This window comes from Agrobacterium sp. ES01 (assembly GCF_050320885.1).
In the GTDB taxonomy this organism is placed as follows: domain Bacteria; phylum Pseudomonadota; class Alphaproteobacteria; order Rhizobiales; family Rhizobiaceae; genus Allorhizobium.
Window position 1 is genome coordinate 104,158 of the sequence record NZ_JBNQTH010000007.1, and the last position, 26,247, is coordinate 130,404.

Sequence of the window (26,247 nt, forward strand, 5' to 3'; positions counted from 1 at the left end):
GTGTCCTTTTCGTCAGCCGCGCCGGCTCAGTGAATAGGTGCTGAAGAACTGTGTCATCAGGATCGACATCAGCACCGTGCCCTGTACCAGCACGATCATTGCCTCTGAAATCGAGTAAAACACTTTGAGCACATTGCCTGCGGTAAAGATGGCACCAAGCGCGAAGGCGACGATGACAACGCCAAGTGGCTTGGCGCGGGCGAGATAGGCAATGACGATGGCACTGAAGAGGTAGCCGTTGCCGATCGACTGGTTGAGGCGATGCTCGGTTCCGGCAACGATGAGCATCCCGGCAAGCCCCGACAATGCACCCGACAGAAGAACGAGGCCAATCACGGTTCGGGCAACAGGCAGTCCGGCGGCGCGGGTCGTCTTCGCGTTGAAACCGACGGCATCGGCATGAAAGCCCAGCCGTGAATAGTCCAGTGCGAACCAGATGAGCACCGTAACGACGATCACCACGCAGAAGCCGGTATGCATCTGGCCCCAGCCGAGTGCCGCAAACTGGCTTGATGTCGAAAAGGCCTCGGTGACGGGAAAGCTGTTGGCCGGGTCGCGCCAGGCCCCAAACAGCATGTGCTGTACGAGCAGAAAGGCGACATTGCCGAGAAGCAGGGTCGTAATGACCTCGTTGACCCCGAATTTCTGTTTCAGCGCCAGCGGAACGGCGATCCAAAGAGCTCCGGCAACCACGGAGAGAAACAGCATCGCCGGCAACTGAAGCGCATCTGGGACGACACCACCGAGCGCTATCCAGGTGGCTGCCATCGCACCGAGCCAGAGCTGCCCTTCGATGCCGATATTCCAGAAACGCACCCGCATGGCAACGGCCGAAGACAGGCCGACGAGGATAAGCGGCAGAGCGGCTGTTGCGGTCTGCGCCAGACCGTCGGAGGTGAGGAAAGTGTTGATCAGGAACTCGTCGATGAGCGCTTCCGGCGGCACACCCGCACCCACAAGCAAAAGGGCAGAAATGGCAAGCCCCAGCGTGAGCCCGCCGACATAACAGAGGCTGCTCAACCAGAAACCGGGGGACTGGCGGCGGACAAGAAAGGCAGAATCAAGCATGGCCGGCCAGCAAAGCTCCGATCCAGTCCGAGGTTACATCGCTTGCGTCGCAGCTGCCGACGATGGTTCCTCTGTTCATGACGGCAACCCGATGCGACAGCGACAGTATCTCCTGCAGATCCTCGCTGATCAAAAGACAGGCGGCGCCATTCTCGACGGCACGCTGGATGGCGGCGCGCACGAACTGGGTCGACTTGATATCGAGACCGCGGGATGGAGAATGCGCAACCAATGCCGTCATATCGCGATCGAGCTCGCGTGCCAGCAACACTTTTTGCGCATTGCCACCCGACAGCAATGCGGTTGAACGCGCAGGCGATGCTCCACGAATGTCAAATTCCTTGATTGCGCTTTCCGCGTTCAACCGCATTCGCTTGCGACGCAGAAGAAGCGGACTGCCGAATTCACCATCGCAGACCCGGGTCAGCGCCAGATTGTCGGCGATTGAAAGATCACGAATGAGGCCGGTTGCGAACCGGTCTGCGGGCACGACGCGCAACCCTGCCAGACGGCGCTCGCGTGGTGTAGCGGTGGTGATATCGACGTCGCCAATCAGGATCTGACCGTCGGCAGGCACGCTTAGCCCCAGCATGCATGACACCAGTGCTTCCTGACCGTTGCCGCCAACACCGGCAATACCAAGTACTTCGCCAGAACGCAGGTCGAAACTCATGCCCGTAATGCCCTGACCTTCAGTGCCGTCACGGGAAGAAAGGCCGGATACCCGAAGATAGACCTCTCCAGGCACCCACACAGGTGGTGCACCAGATGCCAGCGTCTCACCAACCATCAATCGACCGACATCCGTTTCGGAAATATCGGCAACCACGGTGCCGGCCAATACCGTTTTTCCATGGCGCATGATGGTGATGCGGTCGCAGAATGCGGCGACCTCGCGAAACTTGTGGGTGATCAGGACGATAGCATGGCCTTGTCCCGCCAGTCGCCGGATAAAGGACAGAAGGGCTTCTGCCTCTTCCTCGGTCAGCACGGCCGTTGGCTCGTCCAGAACCAGGATGCGGGCGCCAAGCAGCAGTACCTTGACGATTTCGGCGCGCTGACGTTCGGCAATCGACAGGGTGGAAACAACACGCAATGGATCGACGGGCAACCCGATTTCGGTAGACTTGGCTCGTATTGCCGATGCCGCCTGCGCAATGCTGCGGATGGTGGCGTGGCGTCCAAGCCCGAGCAAAACGTTTTCAGCTACGGTGAAGCTGTCGACCAGTCGGAAATGCTGGTGAACCATGCCGATGCCCGCGGCTGTCGCCTCCGATGGGCGACGGGGACTGATACTCTCACCGTCAACGGCCTGCTCGCCCCTGTCGGCGGCATAAACGCCAGCTGCGACATTCATCAGCGTCGATTTCCCGGCACCATTTTCGCCCACGATCGCATGAACTTCGCCCCAGGCGAGGTCGAAGAATGCGTCGATCAGGGCTGGCTTGCCGTCGAAGGCCTTGCTGACGGCCCGCATTTCGAGCGCAGGCGGTTGACCGGCTGCAACAGCCGGCCAACCTTCTTGCTCTTTCGCCTGCAGTGTCATTGCTCGGCCGGCATGGTGCCGATGATACCCTTGACGAAATAGTTCATGTTCCAAAGGGCGCCATCATCGACCGTGCTGCCGGCGGCCACGACCTCTGTTCCGTCCTGCTTTTTCAGCGGGCCCTGGAAAGGATCGAGCTTGCCATCGATAATGGCTTGTTTGGCGTCCGCTATTTTGGACTTGGTCTCGTCGGTGACCGTTGGCCCAAATGGTGCAAGGCCAACAACGCCAGTACTCAGGCCATCAAACGCGCCGTATTCCTCGGGCATCCAGCTGCCATCGATGATCTCCTTGATCGTTGGTACGAGATATTTATCCCAGTGAAACACGACCGAGGTCTGGATTGTCTTTGGCGCAGCATGGGACATGTCGAGCTGGAAGCCGATGGATGGAACGCCCGCCTTTTCTGCAGCGTCCAGTGCTGATGTCGCGCTCAGATTGGTGGCGAGAACATCCGCCTTCTGGTCGAGGATTGCCTGGGCAACCTGACCTTCCTTGACCGGATCCCACCACGAGTTGGTAAAGACTGCTACGGTCTCGATGGACGGATCGACTGACTGAGCGCCGAGCGCGAAGCTGTTAATGTCCCAGTTCACAACACCAACGGGGAAGCCTGCCAGAATGCCGATCTTCTTGGTTTTGGTCGCCTCACCGGCAGCAATGCCGGCCAGATACCACGCCTGATAGGTGCGGGCGTAAAAGCTCTCCATATTAGGGCCGTTTTCGGTGCCTGAGGCGCTAAGAAACGCCACATTGGGATAGGCCTTGGCAGCCTCGGCCATCGGGGCCGAATATCCGTAGGTTGTGCCGACGATGATGTTGAAGCCGCGCTTCACGTAGAGATCGATTGCCGCCCGCAGCTTCGTTGCCTCTTCGGGAATGTTCTCGGTGACGGCCACTGGAACCTTGAGTTCGTCTTCAACCGCCTTTCGACCGGCTTCGATGGACTCGTTCCAGCCACCGTCGACAGCCGAGCTCGCATAGATGAAGGCAACTTTCGGCGGGCCGTCCAACGTGAAAGCGTAGACACTGGAGGTTGCAAATGTTGAAAGCAGTACCCCGGTTGCAACGGCGAGACAGGCTTTTGCCGAGTTCTTGTGCATGCGGATTGTCATTTATCGTTCCCCTATTTGCCTAAATCTGTGCCCAGCCATCGGTTGATCGCCCATGGCACTTTCGCCGTCCGGCGACGGCTTTGTATTGGAAGGTGGCCGCGCTTTCGCACGACTGAAATTGATCTTGTGCAGTGCATGAAAGCCGATTACGTTCGTTCATGCAATAAAAATAATCATGCCCAAAAATTCATCATTTTGTTCAGAATTATGGACGATCATTCTTGAATACCGAAGCGCTGACATCATTCGTGAAAATTGCCGAATTGCGTTCGCTCTCTGCGGCCGCGAAACTGTATGGCTTGCCGAAGTCGACGCTGAGCTTGCGCTTGAAGCATCTCGAGAATGATCTGAATGTGGAGCTTTTCGAACGGGTTGGTCGCAAGCTGATCCTGACCGATGCCGGGCAGACGTTGTTGACCCATGCGCGCAAGATTCAGGAGAGCTGTGATGCGGCGCGCGCCGCCGTGACCGAACTCAGCGATGATGTCGCCGGCACGCTGCGCATCGGCGCCCGTGGTGAATTCGGAACGGCTTTCTACGCGCAGATGCTGATTGCCTTTCGACGACTTTATCCCAAAGTGGACATCGAGCTTACCTTCTTTTCCACCAGCGCCTTTTTCTCGGCTGAGAGCCTGGATACGCTCGATGCCGTGATTTCCTGGGACGAGGATGAAGAGGAGGGCGAGACGCTCTCGACCGCGACCTTCGCGCTGTTTGCCAGCAAGTCCTATATCGAACGCGCTGGCATGCCCAAAAACCCGCGCGATCTCGCCGAGCATCAAGGCATCGTCTACCGCATGCCATCCGGATTGCAGCATTGGTGGTTACAGAACGGGGCTGCACGGGAAAGCATTCTGCCGCGCAGCAACCTGATCGCCAACGACTACTGGACGATCAAGTATTTTGCAGTCGCCGGCGAGGGTATCGCCTATTTGCCGCGGTTTTTCACCGCGCTCGAATGCGAACGTGGTCACCTCGTTCCCTTGCTTGATAGCTGGGCGTCAGCCGAACGGCGCGTCAGCATACAGATCACCCGTCCCCATGCGTCGTCACGCAAGATGGAGGCCTTCATGGATGTCTGTCGCCGCTATTTTTCGCCCGGTTTTGTGTTCACGGGACCGCGCTACTACGTTGAAAGCATTCACTTACCCAATGAAACAGAAGAGGGTTCATCGCCATGAAAGCAGTAGAAACCGGTAATGGCGCGCGCGTCATGAAAAACACCGGGCTTGACCCAGAGCGCGTCAGCTTCGACCAGATTCCGATTATCGATCTGGAGCCGATGTTCAGCGGCGATGAGGCGGCCAAGGAAAAGCTCGCAGCAGAACTCCGCAAGGCCTGCACGGAGGTGGGCTTTCTCTACATCAAGAACCACCACGTGCCGCAGTCGGTAATCGATTCCACCTTCGACGTGGCCGAGGATTATTTTGCGCTTCCCGACGAAACGAAGATGCAAAATCACGTTTCCAAGTCGAAGAACAATCGTGGCTATGCGGCAATGCTGGAGGAAAACACCGATCCCAGCGCGCGCGGGGATCTCCACCAGTCCTATGATATTGCGCTTGATGTGCCGGCAGGCGACCCGGATGTGTTGGCTGGCAAAGTACTCTATGGTCCCAATCAGTGGCCCGACGCCATGCCGGAGTTTCGCAAGTCGCTCGAGACCTATCACGCCGAGATGCTGAAATTGAGCGGTAACCTGCTGCATGCCTTCGCCCTGGCGCTCGACCTCGAAGAAACGTATTTCGATAAGATGGTCGACAAGCCGTTGGCGACCCTGCGCGTTCTGCATTACCCGCCGCAGTATGGCGAGGTTGACGAAAAGCAGATCGGCATCGGCGCACATTCGGATTATGAATGCTTCACGATCCTGGCGCAGAAGGAAGGTATTTCTGCCCTTCAGGTCCTGAATGCATCCGGAGACTGGATTGCTGCCGATCCGATTCCCGGCTGTTTCGTCGTCAATGTTGGTGACCAGATGGCCCGCTGGACCAATGATCTGTTTGCCTCCACTGTGCATCGGGCAATCAATCGTTCCGGTAAGGAACGTTATTCCATCCCGTTCTTCTTCGGTCCAAACTACGATACGGTCGTTGACGCTCTTCCAAGCTGTGTCGACGAAGCACATCCAGCGAAATACGAACCGGTGACCTCAGGTGAGTATATTAATGGCCGCTTCGCCGCGACCTTTGCCCATTACGGCGAAGCGCAAAAGGAGAAGGTCTGAGGCAATGGTATGATCGCGCGAGCGAGGGACGCTTATCGCAGAGCGCCCTCGCACTTCAGGCGTCCGTGGGCGAGTATTCGATTGAGGATGATCACGCCCATGCCAACCGGTGTCTGCTGGGCAAGGAATGGCTGAGCGCGCAAACGCGGTTCAGCCATGCCCTTGAATCGTCTTGTAGAAGTGTCAGACGGAGCCTGTTGGCCATAGCCGGCTCCCATGACCGCGGCCGAGCCGACAAATTTCCCAATCACGAAACGTGCTTGCGCCCCTCCGCATCGTAAAACCAGTTGTCCGGATATGGATACCACCAGTCCTGGATAACGGGCTTGTGGTCAATGATGACCATTTTGGAGCGCCGGAAAGTTTCGAGACCAAGCCTTGAAAGCTCGCGACCGAGGCCGGATTTTTTCCAGCCACCAAAGGGCAGCGCGTCGTTGTCGATCAGCGGGTTATTGACCCAGACCATTCCCGCTTCCAGACGATCTGCCGCTTCCATTGCTTCTTCCAGCGATGTGGTGAACACGGAGGCGCCAAGACCGAAATCACTGTCATTTGCCTGTTCGATCGCTTCGTCGAAGCTTGCAACCCGCATGATGGCGGCGACCGGACCGAAGCACTCCTCCCTCATTATCGCCATATCGGCAGTGCAGCCGGTGAGGATCGTCGGTTCATAGAACCATCCGACAGGTTCGCTGTCCGGGATATTCCCGCCAACTACCACAGTGGCGCCCTTTGCCTTGGCGTCTTCGACCAGGCGGATCACCTTGGCGCGCGCCGCTTCCGAGACGAGAGGGCCGATTTCTGCCTTGGCCAGGCCATTGCCAATGCGCAGCCGGAGGGTCTCCGTTGCGAATTTCTCCACAAATGCGTCATGGACGCTGTCCACCACATAGAAGCGTTCTGCGGAGGTGCAGACCTGGCCAGACATGTGGAAGGCCGCCGTCACGGCGCCGGAAGCGGCGACGTCCAATGGCGCGTTGGCGGTCACGATAAGCGGATCTGACCCACCTGCCTCAATGACCGCGGGTTTCATCTGGGCCGCTGCCGCCATGGCAACAGATTTGCCGGCCGCAACCGACCCGGTAAACGCAACGGCATGGGTCTTGGGAGATGCAATCAGCGCTTGTGCTACATCTACGCCGCCAGGCAGGCATGCGACGAGGTCATCCGGCAGTGGTTCGAAAACACCCATGAATTCCAATGTCGAAAGCGTGGTCGCCAGCGCCGGTTTGATGATGCAGCCATTGCCTGAGGCGAGTGAAGCCGCGACTGTCCAGCACATCAGGAGGATCGGAAAATTGAATGGCATGATGTGAACCGAAAGCCCCAGCGGCTCATAACGCGCGTGCTGGAACGAGCCTGCCTGGGTCGTGCCGGCAACCTTGCCGCCGTCGTCGCGCGCCATTTCCGCAAAATAGCGGAAAGCACCTGCACAATTGGCAACCTCGCCGATTGCCTCTGGATAGGGCTTGCCCATCTCCCGCGACATCAGTTCGGCACAGCGTCGCATATCCGTTGCCTCAATGCGGTTGGCGATGCGATGAAGAGTCATCGAACGGCTCTTGGCGTCGAGCTTCTTCCACTGCCGCTGGGCCGCCGTTGCAGCATCCAGCACCGCCTCGATTTCCTCAAGTGTGGTCTCGGCAATCTCACCGACAGCCCGAAGTGTTGCCGGGTCGATGACCGGATGCCGCTGTCCCTTTGCGGATAAATAGACAGGATGGCGGTAAAGGGACGGCGCCGCAGGATCGAACATGAGATTACCTTCAGTCATTGCAAGGGAACTTGTACCGCCTCTGATCAGCGAATCATGTAGACCTTCTTGATGGTCTCATGGACCGTGCAGACGCCTTTCCAGTCCTGAGGAAAGAAGGCTGCTGTATCGGGGGTGATTTCGATGATTTCACCACTCTCGTGCACATAGGTGCAGCGCCCTTCGAGGAAATGGCAAAATTCGTCGCGGGTGACATGGCAGTTCCATTTGCCTGGGGTGCAGACCCAGAGCCCACATTCGCTCTCGCCATTTGGACCTTTGTGGATCACCCGGCCCGAGGTATAACTCTCCCCTTCGATCATGGTGGGGATGACGCCCCAGTCCTTGAGGTCGTCCAGTTCCAGCGGATTGTGCATCAGCGGTGTGGTCGTCATTGTGGCTCACTTCCTAAACGAGAATGTAGATATTGCGCATCGTCTCGATGACGTTGCATTCGCCGGTCCAGCCGGCTGGAAACATGACGGCGGTACCAGGGCCGATATGAATGACCTCGCCGCCGTCAGACGTGTAAACGGCCCGCCCGGTGACAAAGTGGCAGAATTCGTCGCGGGGAATGGAAAGCCGCCAACGCCCGGGCGTGCAGACCCAAATACCCGTTTCGGGCTGATTATTTGGACCCTTGAACAACAGGCGCCCTGACGAGTGAGACTGCCCTTCGAGACTGTCTGACTGAACGCCCCAGTCCACAAGATCATCAAAAGTCGTTGCGTTATGAATATGGGGTGCAGAAGATTTCAGTGTCTCAACCACGGAATGCTCCCGTCTTCACCAGCTCATCGAGAATAGCGGCTGCCTTTTGGGGACCATTATGGGCCTGCATATGGGCTGAGGTCGCTGCAAGTTTTGACGCCATCGCGGGATTATTGATGCAGGCGTCGAGCTTGGCGGCGAGATCGGCATCAGTCCAGTCATAGCGGGGCATCCTGAATCCGTGCCCTGTCTCATCGACGCGGGTGGCATTGTCGTGGCCATCCCAGACATAAGGCATGATGATCGCAGGCTTGCCGAAGTAGAGGCACTCCGTGAAGGAGTTGTTGCCTCCGTGATGGATCACCGCATCGACCTGCGGGATGACGGACGGCTGCGGGAACCAACTGTCGATGATCACATTATCCGGCACATCTTTGTATTCGCCCATATAATCCCCGACATTGACAAGCGCCCGGTATGGGAGTGTGCCGACCGTCGCAATGATGCGCTTCAGAAGTTCGGTATCGCCGGCACCCAGGCTCCCGAACGAGACATAGAGCAGGGGCTTGTCGTTGTTCGTCTTGAAGCTCGGTACCGCATAAGGTTTCTCGGTTCGCACGCAACCTTCAAGGTATTGGAACTTGCTGGGGTCCAGCGGGTGCTCCCGTTCGAACTTTACGGCTTCAGGATAGAGCAGAAGGTTCATGAAGGGCGACGCTTCGAAGAACTGCCCAATTGGATAGGCCTCTTCACCTGCGCCCTCTAGGAACGCATTGAAGTCATCATGGATCGGCTTGATCACTGCATTGAAGTGGTCGCGATAGGCTTCGTGGCAGGCATAATCACTGGCGCTGCAGCCGGAGAGGTGAGGGGGGATCTTGGGATCCTCGATCTCGTTCTCCGAGCACGAGATGATGCGCACCCAGGGCTTGCCATACTGCTTGATCGCCGGGAACAAGATCACATTATCGACGCAGATCAGATCCGGCTCGATCTTCGCCAGTACACCCGGCAGGTCCTTCTCCGCCCATTTGGCGCTGTCGACGATGGCCGTCCAGCAATCCTTCACATAGTTGTCCACCTGGTCGTAGGGGCTTTTGCGGAAGTTCGGAATGTGTCCGTTGATAAAGTCTTCCCAGAATTTGGCCATCTGCTCCGCTGGCATCGGTTCAGATAGGTTGACCGCGTGAGCCTCAAAACCATAGCCTTCATATACCGACACGAAACCTGGGTCGGACAGGAAAACGGCCTTGTGACCAAGCGCTTCCACGGCCTGGGCAATGCCCACGGAATTCAGTGCTGGCCCGAAGGCGGCTTCCGGAAAGAATGCGATTGTTTTTGACATTGGGCTCCCCTTTCTTAGTGCGCAAACAACCTGACGCGGCGCGGATCGATTGCGATGTGAATGCTGTTTCCTGGGGCCAGACCCATAGCCGAACTGGCGGCGACCCGGACCTGGATCGGTGTCTCGCTGGCAGTGATCCGAATGTGAAGGACGCGATCGAGACCGTGATAGGCGACGTCTGCGATGCGCCCTTCAAAGCCTTCGCCCGGCGCTACCACCATCATGTTTTCGGGACGCACCGCGAGTGTCGCCATGCCCGTATCGGCGTCTACAATGGCCATACGAATGCCCGGTGCCGTAAATATTCCCTGGGTATCGACCGTGCCCTCGATGAAATTCATCACGCCAATGAAATTTGCGACGAACCTGTCAGAAGGCGTTTCGTATACCTCCTCAGGCGAGCCGCACTGCAACAATTGCCCATCCTTCAGGATCGCCATTCGGTCGGCCATCACAAGGGCCTCTTCCTGGTCGTGGGTCACAATGATGAAGGTGATGCCCACCTCGTGTTGCAGACGTTTCAATTCGAGTTGCATCCGCTCGCGCAGCTTCTTGTCGAGCGCACCCAGCGGCTCATCAAGCAACAGTACTTTCGGCCGTTTGACGAGCGCGCGTGCGAGCGCAACGCGCTGTTTCTGGCCGCCGGATAGTTGCTCGGGCTTGCGATCTGCAAATTGTGAAAGATCGGTGACCGCCATAATTTCGTCGACCCGGCGCTTGATCTCACCCTTGGCAAGGCGCTCCATCTCCAGCCCGTAAGCGAGGTTTTTGCGAACGCTCATATGGGGAAACAACGCATAGGACTGGAACATCAGATTCAAAGGTCGCTTTTCCGGCAGCAACGGAGAAATGTCCTGGCCTTCCAGCAAGATACGTCCGCCCGTCGGGTTCTCAAAACCTGCCAGCATGCGAAGCAGAGTGGTCTTGCCGCAGCCCGATGGACCGAGAAGCGCAAAAAACTCGTTTCGACGGATATCGAGAGATACGGCATCGACCGCCGTAATCGGACCGAATGACTTCGACAAACGGTCGATCGACAGGATCGGTTCTGAAGGGGGGGCGATTGCGTTCATTGCATCTGTTCTTTGTTCAGCTTCTGGGAGAGAAGCAAGGCAATTGCGCTGATGGCCATCACAATGGTCGCAAGCGCGTTGATTTCGGGCGTGATGCCGAAGCGGATCATCGAATAGATCTGGATGGGCAAGGTGATCGAGGAGCGCCCGGCGCCCGCTGTGAAGAAAGCGATGATGAACTCGTCGACCGACAGCGTGAAGGCGAGAAGTGCGCCGGCAATGATGGCCGGTAGCAGCACGGGAAATGTCACCCGCCAGAACGTCGTCCAACTGCCGGCCCCGAGATCCCGCGATGCTTCCACGATCGAATAGTCAAAATTTTTCAAGCGAGCGCGCACAACCGAGCAAACGAAAGCGAGATCGAAAATCACGTGACTGATGATGATCGTGTGCAGACCGAGGGTGACGTTCAGCAACGAGAAGAATGTGAGAAGCGCTACCGCCAGCACGATGTCAGGGATCACCATTGGCGCAAAGGCCAAGGCTTCAAATCCTGTGCTCTTGCGACGGCGGGTCTCCATGCCGATGGCGAGCAAGGTGCCGAGAATTGTGGCGATCATCGTCGCAACGATGGCGACGACCAACGTATTCCAGGCCGCACCGAGAATGTCGCTGTTACTGGCAAGAGAAACATACCACTTGATCGAAAAGCCGGACCAGGTTGTCGGCAGCCCGGCCGCGTTGAAAGACAGCAGGACAAGAACCGCGATTGGAAGGTAAAGAAAGCCAAACACGGCGACGAGCACTGTGCGTCCTGGCCATTTGGGCGATCGCAGAGCCATCAATCTGCCTCCCGGGTGCGCTCGCCCGATGCCGATTCGGTCGCGCGGGCCTGCAACATCAACAGCGCCACCATGATAACAATCAACACCATGCCGAGGGCCGCTCCGAAGGGCCAGTCATTGGCCGACAGGAACTGGTCATAGACAACATTCCCGATCATCTGGAAGCGTCCGCCGCCCAGCAGTGCTGGCGTGACGAAATTGCCGATAGACAAGACGAAGATGAACACGGCACCTGCCGCGATGCCCGGCATGGTGAGCGGCAACGTCACCCGCCAGAAGGTTTGCACAGGTCCGCCGCCAAGGTCACGGGATGCTTCCACCAGTTCCGGGTTGAGCCGTGACAGGGTAGAATAGATAGCGAGTATGACGAAGGGTAAATAATTGTAGACGAGACCAGTAATCACCGCGCCTTCGCTATAGAGCATGGAGAGTGGCTCGCCGGTATAGCCCATGCTCCGCAGCAGATTGTTAAAGAGCCCCTCGCGGTTCAAAAGCACGATCCAGGCATACGTGCGGATCAGATAATTCGACCAGAATGGTAGCACGGCAAAGAACAGCAGCGTCGGCTGACTAATGCGCGGAGCACGGCTGAGCGCATAGGCTGCAGGATAGGCAATCAGAACAGCGATCAAGGTTGCCAGTCCCGCAATCCGCGCCGATGTCAAAAAGATCTTCGCATAGAGCGGATCAACCACGCGTTGGAAATTCTCAAGCGTGAACGTGTATTCCACACCGCCCCAGACCCCGCGCTCGAAAAACGCATAGGAGAGCACGATCACGCAGGGCACGACCATGAATGCCACAAGCCACAACAGGGCCGGCAGGGCGAGCAGGTTTGGCTTGGCGGCGTTGAAGGACATGAAGGATTCCAGTGAATGGCATTCCTCCTCTCCCAAGCGGGAGAAGAGGGTTTTCACAGTGCTTCAGGCGAGATGCCTGCAGCTTAGTTGGCGGCCTTGATTTCGCTCACGATGCGCGAAAAATCCTTCTGGGCCGGTCCTAGGTCACGAAGCAGTTCGTACTGCACCAGTTCCTCGGGCTTCATCCCCATATTCGGATACTGCTCGACGAGCGACGGATCAAGGCTCTCCATGGCAGCCTTGTTGGGAACCTTGTAGAGGATGTTTTCCGCCGCCCAGGCGTGGTTCTTGGCGTCGAGGATGAAGTTGATGAACTTCATCGCAGCATCTTTGTGCTCCGACCCCTTCATCACGACGATGGTGTCGACCCACAGATCGGATCCCTCTTTCGGGATAACATATTTGATGTCGGCATTTTCACCGATGCCGTAATTGCACCAGCCATCCCAGGCATGCACGAGCGAGGCTTCGCCGGAAACCAGCTTGGAGTAGAATGTGGTGTCGTCGTAGGCCAGCAGTGTCTTCTTGGCCGAGATCAAAAGGTCCTTCACTTCTTCCAGCTTGGCTGGATCGGTTTCATTGACGGAGTAGCCCTTGGCGAGTTCGCCTGCTGCCATCAGCCAGCGATCGGTCGCCAGCATTGTGATCTTGCCCTTGATGTCGTCTGCCGGCTGCAACAGATCCATCCAGCTGTCAGGCGTGCCGCTGACAAGATCGGCGCGGTAGCAGAGTCCCGTCGTGCCCCAGGTATAGGGGACGGAATATTCCGTGCCTGGATCGTAAGCCAATGCCGAGGCTTCCGGATAGAGATTGGCAAGATTGGGTATGGCGGCCTTGTCAATTGGTTCGGCCAGTCCTTGTCCATGCAGAACTTCGGCAAACGGCGAGGAGACGAAGACGACGTCGTAGCCCTTCCCCTTGCTTGCCATGAGCTTGCCCATGATCTCTTCATTGGTGGCGTGGTTCACCACTTCTATTTCCAGACCGGTCGCCGCCTTGAAGCTATCGCCAATGTCGGGGGCCATGTAGCCGTCCCAGTTGGAAATCACGAGATCGGCCGCACTGGCGGTGCCAGCAATACTGATGATAGCTGCCGTAGCCAAAAGTTTGGCGGCGCAATGGCGCACGCTGAATCGATGTTTGGTCGTCACGGGACGCTCCCCTTTTTCGAATTCGTTCCTGCCTCTTTGGAGGCGCCGCCGCTTCTGCGGTCTCTGTCGCCTACTCAAGCAGTATTATTTATGAAAAAAATACGTCAATAGGGAATTTGAGGTTAGGCAGAATTTAGTACACAGTGCACCGCGCCCCTTGCCAATCGGTATGTATATAGGCAGCATGATCTCGACAAGAAGCAGAGGTCGCATGGCGGACAGCGCACAAAAGCCCAATCGTCGACATGTCGAATTGGCGCAAAAAATACTGGAGCTCGCAATCGAGCGTGGCATGGCACCGGGTGAACGTCTGGCAGAGCAGGCGCTCGCTAATCTTTGCAATGTCTCGCGAACCCCTGTGAGGAAGGCGCTGCAGCTGCTGGCAGACAAGGGAATGGTGGTCGCGGACACAGAAGGTGGTTACCGCTTTGCCGCCGATCCGGTCATGGCAGCACGGCTGGATAGCGAATTTTCCGGTTCAGATGAAGATGATCTGCACGGCGCAATCTTGCGTGATCTCGCCGCCGGTCGTCTTGCGGACAGTCAAACGGTGGCCGCGTTGCAGCGGCGTTATGAAGCAACGCGACAGACGGTACAAAATGCGCTGATGAAACTGTCGGAGGACAATCTGGCCGAACGCGGTGCAGGTCAGCAATGGACACTCAAGCAGTTTGCGATCGGTGCCGATGCCGCAGCAAAGAGCTTCGAATTCAGGTTGGCAAGCGAGCCATTGGCGCTGACGATGCCGGATTTCAAGCGTGACGCAACCGCGATCATGTCGCTCAGGCAATCCATGCTGATGCTGAAAGGCATGGACGAGATCAGTTTTGACCGGCGTTTGTTCGAGCGCACGGATATGGATTTTCACCTCCTGATTGCCCGCTGTTGCGGCAATCCCTTCATGGCCGAGACGCTAACGAGCCACCATCGCCGCCGCTTTGCCCTGCCGCAGACGGCGCATGTCGGAACATTCCGGCTTATGCAGTCCAATGACGAGCATCTGCTGATCCTGCAGCAGATCGAGCGCGGCCAGATGGCTCTTGCCGCAGACCTGATGCGGGTGCATCTGCAATTATCACAAACCCAGCGACCAAAGCTTGCCGGACGCGGGGTGCCCGCAGCCATCAAGCGTCTATCCCGATAGTCAGAACGTTCAGACATGAATTCCAGCAAAACCATCGCCCTCTTCCCGGAAGCCAGTTTCGGTGCGGCCCTCAATTGTGTCGGGATTGCCCAAGAGTTGCGGCGTTTGGGGGCGAGGCCCGTTTTCATATGTCACCCAGGCTTTAGTGGCGTGTTTGCAGAATATGGCTTTACGGAATATCAGCTCGGTGAGGATGATCCCTCAGCCTCCACCGACTGGAACGACTTTATCAGTCGGCATCAAGACGCGTTCAGACGATCCCCTTTGGAGCAGTTGAAAGACTATGTCGGCCCGACATGGGAAGCCATCGTCGATACTGCCGTCAAGGTGGAGGAACCGCTTCGTCAATTGCTGACACGGTTGAAACCGGATGCCATCGTGCTTGACAATGTGGTGATGTTCCCGGCGATCGCCAATGCCGGTGTTCCCTGGATCCGTGTGGTTTCCTGTGCAGAGACCGAGATCGCAGATGTGTCCGTGCCGCCCTATCTTTCAGGCTGCGGTGGATCACCGAGTTTGGAATGGACGACCTTTAGGGAGGCCTATGAGGCCGTCACAGCGTCGGCCCACAAGCGGTTTACCGGCTTTGTTGCCGATTGCGGTCTCAAGGCACCACCTGCACCTTCCTTTCTCGACCCTTCTCCCTGGCTGAACCTCCTGCTTGCGCCGGACATCATCCGCCACAACCGACAAACGCCGCTCGATCCCGATCGCTTTGTATTTCTCGATGGTTGCGTCCGCCGCGAGGCCGATTACCAGCCGCCACGGTTTGCGGCACACAACGAAGCGCCGCTGGTTCTGACCAGTTTCGGCTCGCTGGGCGCTATGGATGTCTCCATGATCAAGCGCATGATCGCAGTCTATGCTGACCTGCCTTATCGCTTTCTCGTCAATGCGGGGCCCTGGCGCGACGAGTATAGCGACGTGCCGGACAATGTCTTTGTCGATAGCTGGTTCCCCCAGCCGTCGGTTGTGAGCCAGGCGAGCTTGTTTGTCCATCACGGTGGCAACAACAGCTTCTGCGAGGCGCTCTATTTCGGCGTTCCGTCAATTGTCATGCCATATTGCTGGGACGGGCACGACAACGCACGCAGGGCATTGGAAACGAATGTCGGAGCTGCTCTCCCCCGCTATGACTGGAACGAGCGTGACCTTGTCGCCATGATCACGGATCTGCTTGGCGATGAGACGATGCGAACACGGCTGAAAACCAATGCTGCTGTCATGCAAGCGCATGCCGGCGTCAGCCGGGCAGCCAGCGCCATTCTGAAAACCATCACCGAAAGCCAGAAACCTAAACTGGCTCGGGCCTGAGACGGAAAGGACACTTCCCATGCGCGACATGCTCTTTATCGATGGTCAATGGTCGGCTCCTGCCCACGGTGGGCAGTTTACGGTGACCAATCCAGCCACAGAAGAGGTGTTTGCCCATGCACCGGCCGCCACGGCAGAGGATGTCGACCGGGCCGTGAGGGCTGCCCGCAAGGCATTCGATGAGGGGCCTTGGCCAAAGATGAGCGGCGCTGCTCGAGCCGCAACCCTGCGCAAGATTGCCGACGGCATCCTGGCGAGCAAGGAAGAGCTTGCTCGCATTGAGGTCATGGATAATGGCAAGCCACTACCGGAAGCGATTTGGGACATTGAAGATACGGCGGGCTGCTTTTCCTATTATGCCGATCTTGCCGAGCAAATGGATGTTTCAGCGGAAGAACAGATCGATCTTGGCGACAGCCGTTTCACCTCGAAGGTAGTACGCGAGCCGATTGGCGTCGCCGGCGCCATCATCCCGTGGAATTATCCTTTGCTGATGGCTTCATGGAAGGTCGCGCCGGCGCTGGCCGCAGGCTGCACAATGGTGCTCAAGCCGTCTGAACTGACCCCGCTCACGGCGCTCGAACTTGGTGCGATCGTCGAGCATGCGGGACTGCCTGCGGGTGTACTCAACATTGTTACGGGTCTTGGTCCCGACGCCGGTCAGCCGCTTTCTGAACATCCCCTGGTCGACAAACTGGCCTTCACAGGTTCCGTTCCGACGGGTAGCAAGATCATGGCCGCAGCCGCCCGCGACATCAAGAACATCAGCCTGGAACTGGGCGGAAAATCGCCCTTCGTCGTCTTTGCCGACTGCGATGTCGAAAAAGCGGTTGAATGGGTGATGTTCGGCATTTTCTGGAACCAGGGAGAGGTCTGCTCTGCCACATCTCGCGTCCTCGTCGAGGAAAGTCTGTATCCTGCCTTCCTGGAGAGGCTTGTGACAGAAGCCGCAAAAATCAAGATTGGCGATGGGCTGGAAGACGGCGTCCTTCTGGGGCCGCTGGTCTCCAAGGGCCAGCAGGAAAAGATCCTGGCAATGATTGAGCGTGGTGTCACCGGTGGCGCGCGGATCGCATATGGTGGCAAACGCCCGGCGGATCTTGCCAGGGGGTATTTTCTCGAGCCGACGATCCTCACCGATATGGATGAGGACAACACCGTCTGGCGTGAAGAAATCTTCGGCCCGGTGGTCTGCGTCAAAACCTTCCGGGATGAGGCAGACGCAATCCGCATGGCCAATGACAGCCGTTTTGGCCTTGCAGCAGCCGTCATGTCTGACGACCTTGAGCGCTGCGACCGCGTCGCCCGTGCCTTCCGTGCCGGCATTGTCTGGATCAACTGCTCACAGCCGACTTTCACGCAAGCGCCATGGGGCGGCTACAAACAATCCGGAATTGGTCGGGAGCTTGGTAGCTGGGGCCTGTCCAATTATCTCGAAGTCAAACAGATCACCAGCTTCGATGCGACGAAGACATGGGGCTGGTATATCAAGGAATAATATCTCTTGCCGCTTGGACCAAACGCGCGCCTGACCCCACAATTTCTTGCCATGGATAGGGCCGTATTTCGTCGGTGTTGCAAGCGCTTCAACTGACATGACTAGAATATTTTCAATGGAGCCCTCATGACCGGGCAAGCACGTTTTGACCCGGCGTCTCGGACGCCATTCTGGCTAGAAGGTCTTGCGCATCGGGATGACTGCCCGGCCCTTAAGCAAGACATTACCAGCGAAATCGCCATAGTTGGTGGTGGCTTCGTTGGTCTCTGGAGCGCGCTGAAGGCACGGGAACGGTGGCCTGATGCACAGATTGTCGTGGTCGAGGCCGATATCTGTGGCGTTGCTGCCAGCGGGCGCAATGGTGGCTTTTGCGCGCCCAGCATTTCCCATGGCGTGACGAACGCGCAGACACGTTGGTCCGATGAGGCCGATACGCTTATTCGGCTGGGGCGGGAAAACCTGGATGAGCTTGAAACAGATCTGCAACTCTATGGTATCGATGGCGAATTTGAACGCTCGGGCAAATTAAACCTGGCTGCAAAGCCCTGGCAGGTTGAAGGTTTGCGTGGGCTCCAGCGAAGCTATGCCCGCAACGGTATCGAGGCGCAGTTTCTGGAAGGTCAATCCCTTGCCGATCGGCTTGATAGTCCTGTCTACAGCGCGGGCCTTTTCGAGCCAAACTATGCATTGGTTCACCCGGTGAAACTGGTGCAAGGATTGCGAAGGGCCTGTCTCGATCGGGGCGTTGGCATTTACGAACACACGAGAGTAGATGCGCTTGAGCAGGTCGGTGGAAAGATCAGGCTCGCCACCGAACAAGGGAACGTGACGGCATCCAAAGTGATCATTGCCACAAATGCGGATATCCCGCTGCTCAGGCGCTTGCGCCCAATGATCCTTCCCATTTTTGATTACGCCCTTATGACAGAGCCATTATCCGACGCGCAGTTGGAGGCCATTGGTTGGACCGGTCGGTACGGTATCGCCGATAGCGGGAACCGGTTTCACTATTCGCGCAAGACCGCGGACAACCGGATCTTATGGGGTGGTTTTGATGCCATTTACCACCGGGGCCGGCGACGCGATCCCGCGCTTCTCAATCGTCAGGCGTCGTTTTCAACCCTGGAAGCCAATTTTCTTGCGGTCTTTCCCAAGCTCTCGGGTATCAAGTTTGATTATTGTTGGGGCGGTATCATCGATACGTCTGCGCGTATGACATTCTTTGCCGGCACAGCCATGTCGGGCTCCCTTGCCTATGCGTTGGGCTTTACCGGTCAAGGCGTTTCCGCATCCCGCTTTGCTGCCTTGCTGATGCTGGATATCCTGGAAGGCAAGCGAACGGAACGCACCGAGCTGAAAATGGCGCGCTGCCGTCCCGTTCCATTTCCGCCGGAACCGTTTTGCAGCCTCGCGGTGAAGTGGACCCAACGTGACCTTGAGCGCGAAGATGAGACGGGATATCGCTCCCTCATGCTTCGCACACTTGATCGCCTGGGCATCGGCTTTGCGTCTTGACGGGGGTGTTGCAAAGTCTCCTGCTAGCTCGGATTTGAAATTTGGATGGTTAAGCGGTCTGCAGTTGGGGAGTACTGGACAATTACTCTCAGCACGATTGCCGAAAAGTTGAAGCACTGATCGACCGACGATTTCAACGACAGGCAGTTTGAAGCACCTGGCTGATCGTTCAAGTGGCACCACTGTTCCAATACTTTACCCTTCACCGACCAAAACTATGGCCGGTGGTATTTCGCTTTTTTGCGCCGCATGCCTTTGCCAATGGCGCCCGTTCAGAAGCCTCAGGCCATGTTCTTGATAAATGCGCGCCATCCGCCAAGAGCGGTGATTTCCTGCGCATCCTTCAGAGCATGGGCCTCGCACAGGAAGCTCGATACGGTGGAGCCGTCATCGAGTGTCACCTTGCCGATGCCGAGCGGCGCCGGAATATTGGCGACAAACTGACCGAAGGCAGCTGCCGGAAGTTTCCAGACTTCAACTTCAAGGCCAGCGCCATCAAAGCTCGGATCGCGGATGAGGCCGGGTTTGGGGGGCGTGGTGTCCGGTAGGGCGTAAAGCCGGTAGTCGCCTGCGGTACGGCAGCTCTTAACCAGCTTGCCACCGCCGCTCGTCAATTCAGGGTTGAGCGGCATTCCGGTCAGGTGCGCGCCGACGACTACGATCTCGATCATGCCATCATCGGGTACGTATACCTTTGCAGCTTCAGGCAGGGTGGCGGTGCGATCCTTGCCCATGCCGGCTGAAAGCGCGCGATGCATCTGATCGGCAAACGGTGCAAGAGCGTCGTCGCTGAAGGCAGGTCCAACCAGTGTCACTCCTGCCGGCAGATGGCCCTCGTCATCAAAGCCGGCCGGAATGGCGATGGCTGCGTAGCCGAACAGGTTGGCAAAATTGGTGTAGCGTCCGAAATGGCTGTTCTTGACGATTGGATCGGCCAGCATGTCTTCTACTGTATAAGTGGTAGGCGAAGTTGGCAGCAAAAGTACGTCGAGCTTGGACCATTCCGCCTTGGCGCGCTGTCTCAACGCCTCAAGCTTGTACTTGCCCTCGAATGCATCCACCGCATCATAAGCACTGGCTCCCTCAATGATCTTGCGCACTGCAGGGTCGAACGCGTCTGCATGGGTTTTGATGAAGTCTTTCACCGCCGCAAGCCGCTCAGCCACCCAAGGGCCGTTATAAAGCAGTTCGGCGGCCTCGCGGAAGGGCACGTAGTCGAAGGGTACAATGGTGGCACCCAGTGATTTCGCCCGCTCGATGGCCGCGTCGTAAAGCGCTTCGACAGATGTGTTGCCATAGAATTCCCGCTCTGCACCCACCAGAACGCCGACTTTAAGGTCGGTCGTTGGCAAAGTTGCAGGCTGAGCTTCGGTGGAGAAGGGGTCATCGGCATCAAATCCATCCATCACCCGACGAATGGCGATGCCATCGCCCACGGTTGCGGCAAAGACCGTGACAACGTCCACGCTGCGGCAGGCCGGAACCACGCCGGTATTGGGCACAAGTCCCGGTGTGGGCTTTATCCCGACAAGGTTGTTGAATGCCGCCGGCACGCGCCCGGAACCCGCTGTGTCCGTGCCCAGAGCGAAACTGGCAAGGCCGGATGCGACCGAAACAGCAGAACCAGAGGATGAGCCGCCCGACACATAGTCCTTGTCGAAGACCGAACGCGGCGCGCCAAAGGGCGAGCGCGTGCCGTTGAGACCGGTTGCGAATTGATCCAGATTGGTCTTGCCGATGACGATGGCACCGGCGGCCTTCAGCCGTGCAATCAGGGTCGCATCTTTTTGCGGTTGGTATTCATAGGCAGGGCAGGCGGCGGTGGTGGGCAATCCGGCGACGTCGATATTGTCCTTTGCCGCGAAAGGTATGCCCCACAGGGCCAAGCTGTTGGGTTCGGGCGCGCGATCCATCAGATCCTTTGCCTGCATGCGCAACTGCTCGGCGGATGCGCGACTAATAAAGATGGCCGGATCGTCGACCGCGTCACAGCGAGCGATCACCTCTTCGACCAGTTGAAGCGGCGTCAGGCCGTCGGCATAGGCCGCCCGCACCGAAGAGAGGTCGAGAATAGTAGGGAGCATCAGATTTCCTCCAGAACAGCCAGGACATCGCCTGCCTTTATTGTACGACCCGGCATGGCGCGCAGTTCTCGAACGCGACCATCAGCATGGGCAGTGATTGTGATTTCCATTTTCATGGATTCGATGATGGCGAGTGTATCTCCTGCCGAGACAATCTGACCCTGTTCAACGAGGATCTTCCAGATATTGCCGGGGATTGCACTTTCGACACCGAAGCAACCCAATGGAATATCTCCAGCCTCGGCCATGTCTGCACCGTCATCGACGGTGAAGCTATCCAACCCCTGTTCCTTCCAGCGACGTCGTTCAGCCTCGAAGGCAGCCTGCTGGCTCGCCTTGAAGGTGGCGATAGAACCAGCATGGTCTGCAAGACCCGCAGCATAGTCAGCATAGGAGAAAATGCCATCTTCGATCCGGATCGGATATCCACCATGCGGGAATGCTGCGCGGGCTTGCGTCAATTCCTCGTGGCTGACGGGAAAGAAGCGAATCCGGTCAAAGAAGTCGAGGAGCCAAGGTTTGTCTTCATTGAAGAAGGGCGTTTGACGCCAGGTGTTCCAGACCTGGATTGTCCGTCCGAACAGTTGGTAGCCGCCCGGGCCTTCCATGCCATAGATGCACATATAGGCACCGCCGATGCCGACTGCGTTTTCCGGTGTCCAGGTGCGGGCCGGATTGTATTTGGTCGTCACCAACCTGTGGCGCGGATCGAGCGGCGTTGCCACCGGCGCGCCGAGATAGACGTCACCCAGGCCCATCACCAGATAGGACGCGTCAAAGATCGTGTTCTTTACTGCCTGTTCGTCGGCAAGTCCGTTGATGCGGCGGATGAATTCGATATTCGACGGACACCATGGTGCATTCGGCCGCACCAACTCTTGATACTTGCGCATGGCAAGTTCGGCGTCCGGATCATTCCAGGACAATGGCAGATACACGGTGCGGCTTGGAACCTTCACCTCTTCCGCGGACGGAAGCGTGCTCTCGATCTCCGACAGCAGGCCAAGCAGCCGGTTGCGCGTCATCGATGTTCCGTCATAGTGGATCTGTAGTGAACGAATACCAGGAGTGAGCTCGATCAGGCCCGGCTGTTTTTCCGCCTGCAAGGCCTGCATCAGCAGATGGGCTCGCAACCGAATCTCGATCGATAGTTGCATCTCTCCATATTCGACAAGCAAATTGTCGTCACCTTGGCGGCGATAGACCACCGATACGGGGCCATCGTCGCTGGAGCCGACGATCGGCGATCCTGCTTTCTCGCCGATGCCCACAACCACAGGGCCTGCGATAGTGTCATCCGGTCGGCCAACGGCATGGAAGCGGATCTTGTCGCCAGGCTTAAACTGGCCCATCTTCCATTGCTCGTCGCGGGCAATCACCGCCGGGCACACGAAACCGCCGAGGCTCGGGCCATCGGGACCTAGAATGATCGGCATGTCGCCGGTGAAATCGATCGCGCCGATGGCATAGGCATTGTCATGCAGGTTGGAAGGGTGAAGGCCCGCTTCGCCGCCGTCTTCGCGCGCCCATTTGGGGGCTGGTCCGATCAGGCGGACGCCTGTTCGCGACGAATTGAAATGCACCTCATAATCCGTTGAAAACAGCGTTTCAATGTCGCTCTCAAGGAAGAAGTCCGGCGCGCCATGTGGGCCATAGAGAACGTCGACAGACCACTTGTGGGTCAAGATTGCTGGTTGATGTGCAGGCTTGGCGCTGTCCTGCTCTGCCCGGGCAAGCCGCAACACATGGCCGGCCCGCAGCGTACCGGTGGCATTGCCACCGAACTGGCCAAGGCCAAATGTGGCGCGGGATCCCAATACCTCTGGTGCCGAAAAGCCGCCGGATACCGCAAGATAGGCGCGCTGGCCGGGCCCACGGATCGTACCAATCGAGAGGGTCTGGCCGGCATTTACCTGGATGGCCGCATTGTGCGCCACGGCTTGGCCGTCCAGCGTCATTGGCATGTCAGCACCCGAAAGTGCTATCGTCACATCGGAGAAAATCTTTAGCACCGGCCCTGCAACCGTTAGCTCCAGCGCTGCCGTCTCGTCATTATTGCCGACAAGTCGGTTGGCATGGCGGAAGGAGCGTTCGTCCATTGGTCCACTAGGCGGTACGCCCACATGCCAGAGACCGACGCGGCCGGGCAGCTCCTGCAGGCTCGACTGGGCGCCGGGGGCCACGACCTCGATGACCTCAGGCACGAAGGGGAAGTCGCGCAGCGCAGTCGTTGCCACATTGCCTTTGTCAAAAAGGTCGGAGCCGGCGATGGCTTTGAGGTAATCGAGATTGGTTTCGATACCGCAAATCGAAGTCTCTTCCAGTGCGTTTGCCAGAGCGGCGATTGCCTCGGGCCTGTTGTTGGCCGAGACAATGATCTTCGCCAGCATAGGGTCATAATATGGCGTGACCTCGGTGCCGGTCTCGATCCAGCCATCGACGCGAACGTCTTCCGGGAAGACCACTTCGGTCAGAAGTCCGGCACTCGGGCGAAAATCGGCATGTGGCATCTCCGCATAGACACGGGCCTCGATGGCAGCACCTGTGGGCTTCAATCCCTCATTGCCGGTCAGCACGTCCTCACCTGCTGCCTGACGGATCATCCACTCCACCAGATCGATGCCGAATACCGCTTCGGTGACAGGATGCTCGACCTGCAGGCGGGTGTTGACCTCAAGGAAGTAGAATTCCTGTCGCGTCGGATCATAGATGAATTCCACAGTGCCGGCGGACTGGTATTTTACCTGGCCGCCAAGAGCGACCGCTGCAGCATGCAGAGCCTCTCTGACGGTATGTGGCAGTCCTGGAGCCGGCGTTTCCTCGATCACCTTTTGGTTTCGCCGTTGCAGCGAGCAGTCCCGCTCGCCAAGCGCAATGACGCGACCCTTGCCATCGCCGAAGATCTGCACCTCGACATGGCGAGCCCTGGCAACGAAGCGTTCGATGTAGACGCGAGCGTCTCCGAAACTTGCCTTTGCCGTGCGCTGCACGCTGTCAAATGCAGCTTGCAATGCATCGGCATCCTCGCAGAGCTGCATGCCGATGCCGCCGCCGCCAGCTGTCGATTTCAACATCACCGGATAGCCGACATCTTTTGCCGCCAGCAGCGCATCCTCTGCCGTATCCAGCAGACCGGAACCAGGAAGAAGCGGGACGCCGCTCAGCCGTGCAAGCTCACGTGCCGTATGTTTCAGGCCGAAGGCCTCGATATTGTCGGGTCGCGGCCCGATGAAGGCGATGCCCTCCTTGGCCAGGCGTTCGGCAAAGTCGATATTTTCCGACAGGAAACCGTAGCCGGGATGGACAGCGTCCGCTCCGGTCTGACGGCAGGCCGCGATGACGGCATCGATATTCAGATAGCTTTCGGTGGCCGGTGCCGATCCCAGCCGCACCGCCTCGTCAGCCATCAAGACGGCACGGGAAAACCGGTCGGCATCCGAATAGACGGCGACCGATGCGACACCCAGTGTCTTCAAGCTGCGGATGATGCGAACCGCGATCTCGCCGCGGTTCGCAATCAGGACCTTTTTGAACATGATCAGGCCTTGTCGTCCCAGACCATCACGCGAATCGGCGTGGGATCGAAACCGTTGCAGGGATTGTTGATCTGAGGGCAGTTGGAAATCACCAGGAGAACATCCATCTCAGCCTTCATTTCGACATAGTCGCCGGGCGCTGAAATACCGTCGACAATGGTCATTGCACCGGATGGCTCGATCGGCACATTCATGAAGAAATTGATATTGGGCACGACATCGCGTTTGCTCATGCCGTGCCTGGACACTTCGAGCACAAAATTGTCGCGGCAAGCATGCAGATATCTGGTTTCATGCCCGAAGCGTACGGTGTTGCTTTCGCAAGAGCATGCGCCTGCTGCCGTGTCATGACGACCGCAGCTATCGGCTGTCATGGTCAGCATGGCGCGGCCTTCGTTCGACATGATCTTGGTGCCTGTCGAGATGTAGGCTGCACCTTGCATGCGCATGGTGTCCTGATTGGAATAGCGCTCGGAAAAATCGTCAGCATTGTAAAACAATGTGTCGATTGCCTGTTGGCCGTAAGAGTCCTCAATGCGCAGGATCTGGCCCTTCCTGACGATGGTGGAGAAGGGAGCTTCAGCTGGCACGTGGTGATCCTGCACCGCGTTTCCGAGGCTGCGGGCGGGAGAGGTGGCTTTAAATGGGGTCATGGTTCGGGCCTCCCTCAGGCTTGCGCGAATGCGTTGTTTTCAAATCCGCGCACGGCCTCGGCGGTGGCGATGCGGCAGAGGTCGTCTGCGGCAGGTTCGACAGCCACTATGCGGGTCACAGTCACCGGGTTGGGCGCATAGCTCTCGTTTGGATCAAGAGGGTGAGGGCAGTTGGATAAGCCGACGACCATGTCCATTTCGGCGCGCAGTTCGATATAGTCTGCACCGTTCAAGAGCTCGGGCTTCCAGCCAAATTTTCCGTCCTTGTCGACACGCACAGGTGCAAACAGTGACAGGGCTGCTGGAATGTCGCGCTTGTCGAGGCCGAGTTTGTTGGCGACGATTAAGAAGTTGTCGCGCGTGTTTCGGGTTTTGGTGTCGCCATAGCGTTTTGCGTTGGAGGCGGCAGTGGACCCGCCCATCAGGACGTCATGAGCGCCGCTCGAATCCTCGGTCACCGAAAACATGACCTTGCCCATGTCGGAGAAGATCACGCGTCCCTTGCCGAGACCGGTGGTCCATTGCAACTTCACGGTATCGGGCAGGTTCAATCTTTCAGACGGGTCATCGGCATTCCAGGACACAAGGGAAACTGTGGAGAACCCTGCGTCGAGCGAGACGCGCAATGTCTCGTTCTCCTTGATGGATGTCCACCAATACCAGCCTCCCGGAATGACTTCACAATGGACGATCTTGTCGTTGGCGATTTGGGGTGCCGGAACAGGACTTTTGCCGGGCAGGGCCTTCGGCGCGAATTGCAGGCCCTTGCGCTGATGCTCCTCATAGCGCGCACGGTTGGCGGCGATTTCCTCGGTTGAGCGTTTGATATGCACGTTTCGTCTCCTGGTGAATGCATGTCGGGCCGTCCC

22 protein-coding genes are annotated in these 26,247 nt (G+C 57.7%); 6 read left to right on the top strand and 16 right to left on the bottom strand.

Annotation, left to right across the window (positions count from 1 at the left end):
- Positions 1-12: 12 nt before the first annotated feature.
- From ACQQ2Q_RS18605 to ACQQ2Q_RS18615, 3 genes are read right to left on the bottom strand one after another with little or no spacing between them, the layout of a single operon-like run.
- Positions 13-1,068 carry an ABC transporter permease gene (locus tag ACQQ2Q_RS18605; RefSeq protein ID WP_428188620.1) on the bottom strand — a complete coding sequence of 352 codons (1,056 nt, stop codon included), beginning with the start codon at positions 1,066-1,068 and terminating at the stop codon, positions 13-15.
- Positions 1,061-2,614 carry an ABC transporter ATP-binding protein gene (locus tag ACQQ2Q_RS18610; protein ID WP_428188621.1) on the bottom strand — a complete coding sequence of 518 codons (1,554 nt, stop codon included), beginning with the start codon at positions 2,612-2,614 and terminating at the stop codon, positions 1,061-1,063. The genes ACQQ2Q_RS18605 and ACQQ2Q_RS18610 overlap by 8 nt, the downstream gene beginning before the upstream one ends.
- On the bottom strand, positions 2,611-3,729 hold the full coding sequence (locus ACQQ2Q_RS18615) for a BMP family ABC transporter substrate-binding protein (protein WP_428188622.1): 1,119 nt from the start codon (positions 3,727-3,729) through the stop codon (positions 2,611-2,613). The genes ACQQ2Q_RS18610 and ACQQ2Q_RS18615 overlap by 4 nt, the downstream gene beginning before the upstream one ends.
- A gap of 221 nt (positions 3,730-3,950) precedes the next feature.
- On the opposite strand from ACQQ2Q_RS18615, the gene ACQQ2Q_RS18620 reads away from it, so the two are divergent.
- Together ACQQ2Q_RS18620 and ACQQ2Q_RS18625 are read left to right on the top strand one after the other, a co-directional pair.
- Positions 3,951-4,910 (top strand): LysR family transcriptional regulator, encoded by a 960-nt coding sequence (locus ACQQ2Q_RS18620; protein WP_428188623.1) that lies wholly within the window; start codon positions 3,951-3,953, stop codon positions 4,908-4,910.
- A complete protein-coding gene (locus ACQQ2Q_RS18625) occupies positions 4,907-5,956 on the top strand; it encodes an isopenicillin N synthase family dioxygenase (protein ID WP_428188624.1) in 1,050 nt (349 codons plus the stop codon). Before ACQQ2Q_RS18620 ends, ACQQ2Q_RS18625 begins: the two co-directional genes overlap by 4 nt.
- 32 nt (positions 5,957-5,988) lie before the next feature.
- Here the strand turns inward: ACQQ2Q_RS18625 and ACQQ2Q_RS18630 are convergent, their stop codons facing one another.
- The 9 genes from ACQQ2Q_RS18630 to ACQQ2Q_RS18670 all read right to left on the bottom strand — a co-directional run bounded on the left by ACQQ2Q_RS18630 (position 5,989) and on the right by ACQQ2Q_RS18670 (position 13,634).
- Positions 5,989-6,114 carry a hypothetical protein gene (locus tag ACQQ2Q_RS18630; protein WP_428188625.1) on the bottom strand — a complete coding sequence of 42 codons (126 nt, stop codon included), beginning with the start codon at positions 6,112-6,114 and terminating at the stop codon, positions 5,989-5,991.
- Between the two features lie 89 nt (positions 6,115-6,203).
- On the bottom strand, positions 6,204-7,712 hold the full coding sequence (locus ACQQ2Q_RS18635) for an aldehyde dehydrogenase family protein (RefSeq protein ID WP_428188626.1): 1,509 nt from the start codon (positions 7,710-7,712) through the stop codon (positions 6,204-6,206).
- A gap of 44 nt (positions 7,713-7,756) precedes the next feature.
- Complete coding sequence (locus ACQQ2Q_RS18640; RefSeq protein WP_428188627.1) at positions 7,757-8,104, bottom strand: cupin domain-containing protein; 348 nt, start codon at positions 8,102-8,104, stop codon at positions 7,757-7,759.
- Between the two features lie 13 nt (positions 8,105-8,117).
- On the bottom strand, positions 8,118-8,480 hold the full coding sequence (locus ACQQ2Q_RS18645) for a cupin domain-containing protein (RefSeq protein ID WP_428188628.1): 363 nt from the start codon (positions 8,478-8,480) through the stop codon (positions 8,118-8,120).
- On the bottom strand, positions 8,473-9,765 hold the full coding sequence (locus tag ACQQ2Q_RS18650; RefSeq protein WP_428188629.1) for a nucleotide disphospho-sugar-binding domain-containing protein: 1,293 nt from the start codon (positions 9,763-9,765) through the stop codon (positions 8,473-8,475). The genes ACQQ2Q_RS18645 and ACQQ2Q_RS18650 overlap by 8 nt, the downstream gene beginning before the upstream one ends.
- Before the next feature lie 14 nt (positions 9,766-9,779).
- Positions 9,780-10,838 (bottom strand): ABC transporter ATP-binding protein, encoded by a 1,059-nt coding sequence (locus ACQQ2Q_RS18655; protein ID WP_428188630.1) that lies wholly within the window; start codon positions 10,836-10,838, stop codon positions 9,780-9,782.
- Positions 10,835-11,620 (bottom strand): ABC transporter permease, encoded by a 786-nt coding sequence (locus ACQQ2Q_RS18660; RefSeq protein WP_428188631.1) that lies wholly within the window; start codon positions 11,618-11,620, stop codon positions 10,835-10,837. The genes ACQQ2Q_RS18655 and ACQQ2Q_RS18660 overlap by 4 nt, the downstream gene beginning before the upstream one ends.
- Positions 11,620-12,483: an ABC transporter permease gene (locus tag ACQQ2Q_RS18665; RefSeq protein ID WP_428188632.1), complete on the bottom strand. Its 864-nt coding sequence runs from the start codon at positions 12,481-12,483 to the stop codon at positions 11,620-11,622. The genes ACQQ2Q_RS18660 and ACQQ2Q_RS18665 overlap by 1 nt, the downstream gene beginning before the upstream one ends.
- An 83-nt stretch (positions 12,484-12,566) precedes the next feature.
- Entirely contained in the window at positions 12,567-13,634 is a 1,068-nt protein-coding gene (locus ACQQ2Q_RS18670) for a polyamine ABC transporter substrate-binding protein (protein ID WP_428188633.1), read from the bottom strand.
- A 211-nt stretch (positions 13,635-13,845) separates the two neighbouring features.
- Between ACQQ2Q_RS18670 and ACQQ2Q_RS18675 the strand changes: the two genes are divergently transcribed.
- From ACQQ2Q_RS18675 to ACQQ2Q_RS18690, 4 genes are all read left to right on the top strand, one after another.
- Positions 13,846-14,778, top strand: a complete 933-nt coding sequence (locus tag ACQQ2Q_RS18675; RefSeq protein WP_428188634.1) for a GntR family transcriptional regulator — start codon at positions 13,846-13,848, stop codon at positions 14,776-14,778.
- Positions 14,779-14,793: 15 nt separating this feature from the next.
- Positions 14,794-16,092: a glycosyltransferase gene (locus tag ACQQ2Q_RS18680; RefSeq protein WP_428188635.1), complete on the top strand. Its 1,299-nt coding sequence runs from the start codon at positions 14,794-14,796 to the stop codon at positions 16,090-16,092.
- 19 nt (positions 16,093-16,111) lie between these two features.
- Positions 16,112-17,590 (top strand): aldehyde dehydrogenase family protein, encoded by a 1,479-nt coding sequence (locus ACQQ2Q_RS18685; RefSeq protein WP_428188636.1) that lies wholly within the window; start codon positions 16,112-16,114, stop codon positions 17,588-17,590.
- Between the two features lie 126 nt (positions 17,591-17,716).
- Complete coding sequence (locus ACQQ2Q_RS18690; RefSeq protein WP_428188637.1) at positions 17,717-19,105, top strand: NAD(P)/FAD-dependent oxidoreductase; 1,389 nt, start codon at positions 17,717-17,719, stop codon at positions 19,103-19,105.
- A 281-nt stretch (positions 19,106-19,386) separates the two neighbouring features.
- Here the strand turns inward: ACQQ2Q_RS18690 and atzF are convergent, their stop codons facing one another.
- The 4 genes from atzF to ACQQ2Q_RS18710 are packed head-to-tail and all read right to left on the bottom strand — an operon-like array spanning position 19,387 to position 26,211.
- On the bottom strand, positions 19,387-21,189 hold the full coding sequence (gene atzF, locus ACQQ2Q_RS18695; protein ID WP_428188638.1) for an allophanate hydrolase: 1,803 nt from the start codon (positions 21,187-21,189) through the stop codon (positions 19,387-19,389).
- Positions 21,189-24,725, bottom strand: a complete 3,537-nt coding sequence (gene uca / locus ACQQ2Q_RS18700; RefSeq protein WP_428188639.1) for an urea carboxylase — start codon at positions 24,723-24,725, stop codon at positions 21,189-21,191. Before uca ends, atzF begins: the two co-directional genes overlap by 1 nt.
- A 2-nt stretch (positions 24,726-24,727) precedes the next feature.
- Entirely contained in the window at positions 24,728-25,378 is a 651-nt protein-coding gene (locus ACQQ2Q_RS18705) for an urea amidolyase associated protein UAAP2 (RefSeq protein WP_428188640.1), read from the bottom strand.
- Positions 25,379-25,392: 14 nt separating this feature from the next.
- Positions 25,393-26,211: an urea amidolyase associated protein UAAP1 gene (locus tag ACQQ2Q_RS18710; protein ID WP_428188641.1), complete on the bottom strand. Its 819-nt coding sequence runs from the start codon at positions 26,209-26,211 to the stop codon at positions 25,393-25,395.
- Positions 26,212-26,247: the final 36 nt, after the last annotated feature.

What these genes read in the sequence shown, in the direction of transcription:
- ACQQ2Q_RS18635 (WP_428188626.1), bottom strand. Translation starts at nt 7,712, where the DNA reads ATGTTCGATCCTGCGGCGCCGTCCCTTTACCGCCATCCTGTCTATTTA.
- ACQQ2Q_RS18680 (WP_428188635.1), top strand. Translation starts at nt 14,794, where the DNA reads ATGAATTCCAGCAAAACCATCGCCCTCTTCCCGGAAGCCAGTTTCGGT.
- uca (WP_428188639.1), bottom strand. Translation starts at nt 24,725, where the DNA reads ATGTTCAAAAAGGTCCTGATTGCGAACCGCGGCGAGATCGCGGTTCGC.
- ACQQ2Q_RS18660 (WP_428188631.1), bottom strand. Translation starts at nt 11,620, where the DNA reads ATGGCTCTGCGATCGCCCAAATGGCCAGGACGCACAGTGCTCGTCGCC.
- ACQQ2Q_RS18605 (WP_428188620.1), bottom strand. Translation starts at nt 1,068, where the DNA reads ATGCTTGATTCTGCCTTTCTTGTCCGCCGCCAGTCCCCCGGTTTCTGG.
- ACQQ2Q_RS18615 (WP_428188622.1), bottom strand. Translation starts at nt 3,729, where the DNA reads ATGACAATCCGCATGCACAAGAACTCGGCAAAAGCCTGTCTCGCCGTT.
- ACQQ2Q_RS18705 (WP_428188640.1), bottom strand. Translation starts at nt 25,378, where the DNA reads ATGACCCCATTTAAAGCCACCTCTCCCGCCCGCAGCCTCGGAAACGCG.
- ACQQ2Q_RS18690 (WP_428188637.1), top strand. Translation starts at nt 17,717, where the DNA reads ATGACCGGGCAAGCACGTTTTGACCCGGCGTCTCGGACGCCATTCTGG.
- ACQQ2Q_RS18610 (WP_428188621.1), bottom strand. Translation starts at nt 2,614, where the DNA reads ATGACACTGCAGGCGAAAGAGCAAGAAGGTTGGCCGGCTGTTGCAGCC.
- ACQQ2Q_RS18650 (WP_428188629.1), bottom strand. Translation starts at nt 9,765, where the DNA reads ATGTCAAAAACAATCGCATTCTTTCCGGAAGCCGCCTTCGGGCCAGCA.
- ACQQ2Q_RS18685 (WP_428188636.1), top strand. Translation starts at nt 16,112, where the DNA reads ATGCGCGACATGCTCTTTATCGATGGTCAATGGTCGGCTCCTGCCCAC.
- ACQQ2Q_RS18630 (WP_428188625.1), bottom strand. Translation starts at nt 6,114, where the DNA reads ATGGCTGAACCGCGTTTGCGCGCTCAGCCATTCCTTGCCCAGCAGACA.
- ACQQ2Q_RS18655 (WP_428188630.1), bottom strand. Translation starts at nt 10,838, where the DNA reads ATGAACGCAATCGCCCCCCCTTCAGAACCGATCCTGTCGATCGACCGT.
- ACQQ2Q_RS18665 (WP_428188632.1), bottom strand. Translation starts at nt 12,483, where the DNA reads ATGTCCTTCAACGCCGCCAAGCCAAACCTGCTCGCCCTGCCGGCCCTG.
- ACQQ2Q_RS18640 (WP_428188627.1), bottom strand. Translation starts at nt 8,104, where the DNA reads ATGACGACCACACCGCTGATGCACAATCCGCTGGAACTGGACGACCTC.
- ACQQ2Q_RS18675 (WP_428188634.1), top strand. Translation starts at nt 13,846, where the DNA reads ATGGCGGACAGCGCACAAAAGCCCAATCGTCGACATGTCGAATTGGCG.
- atzF (WP_428188638.1), bottom strand. Translation starts at nt 21,189, where the DNA reads ATGCTCCCTACTATTCTCGACCTCTCTTCGGTGCGGGCGGCCTATGCC.
- ACQQ2Q_RS18625 (WP_428188624.1), top strand. Translation starts at nt 4,907, where the DNA reads ATGAAAGCAGTAGAAACCGGTAATGGCGCGCGCGTCATGAAAAACACC.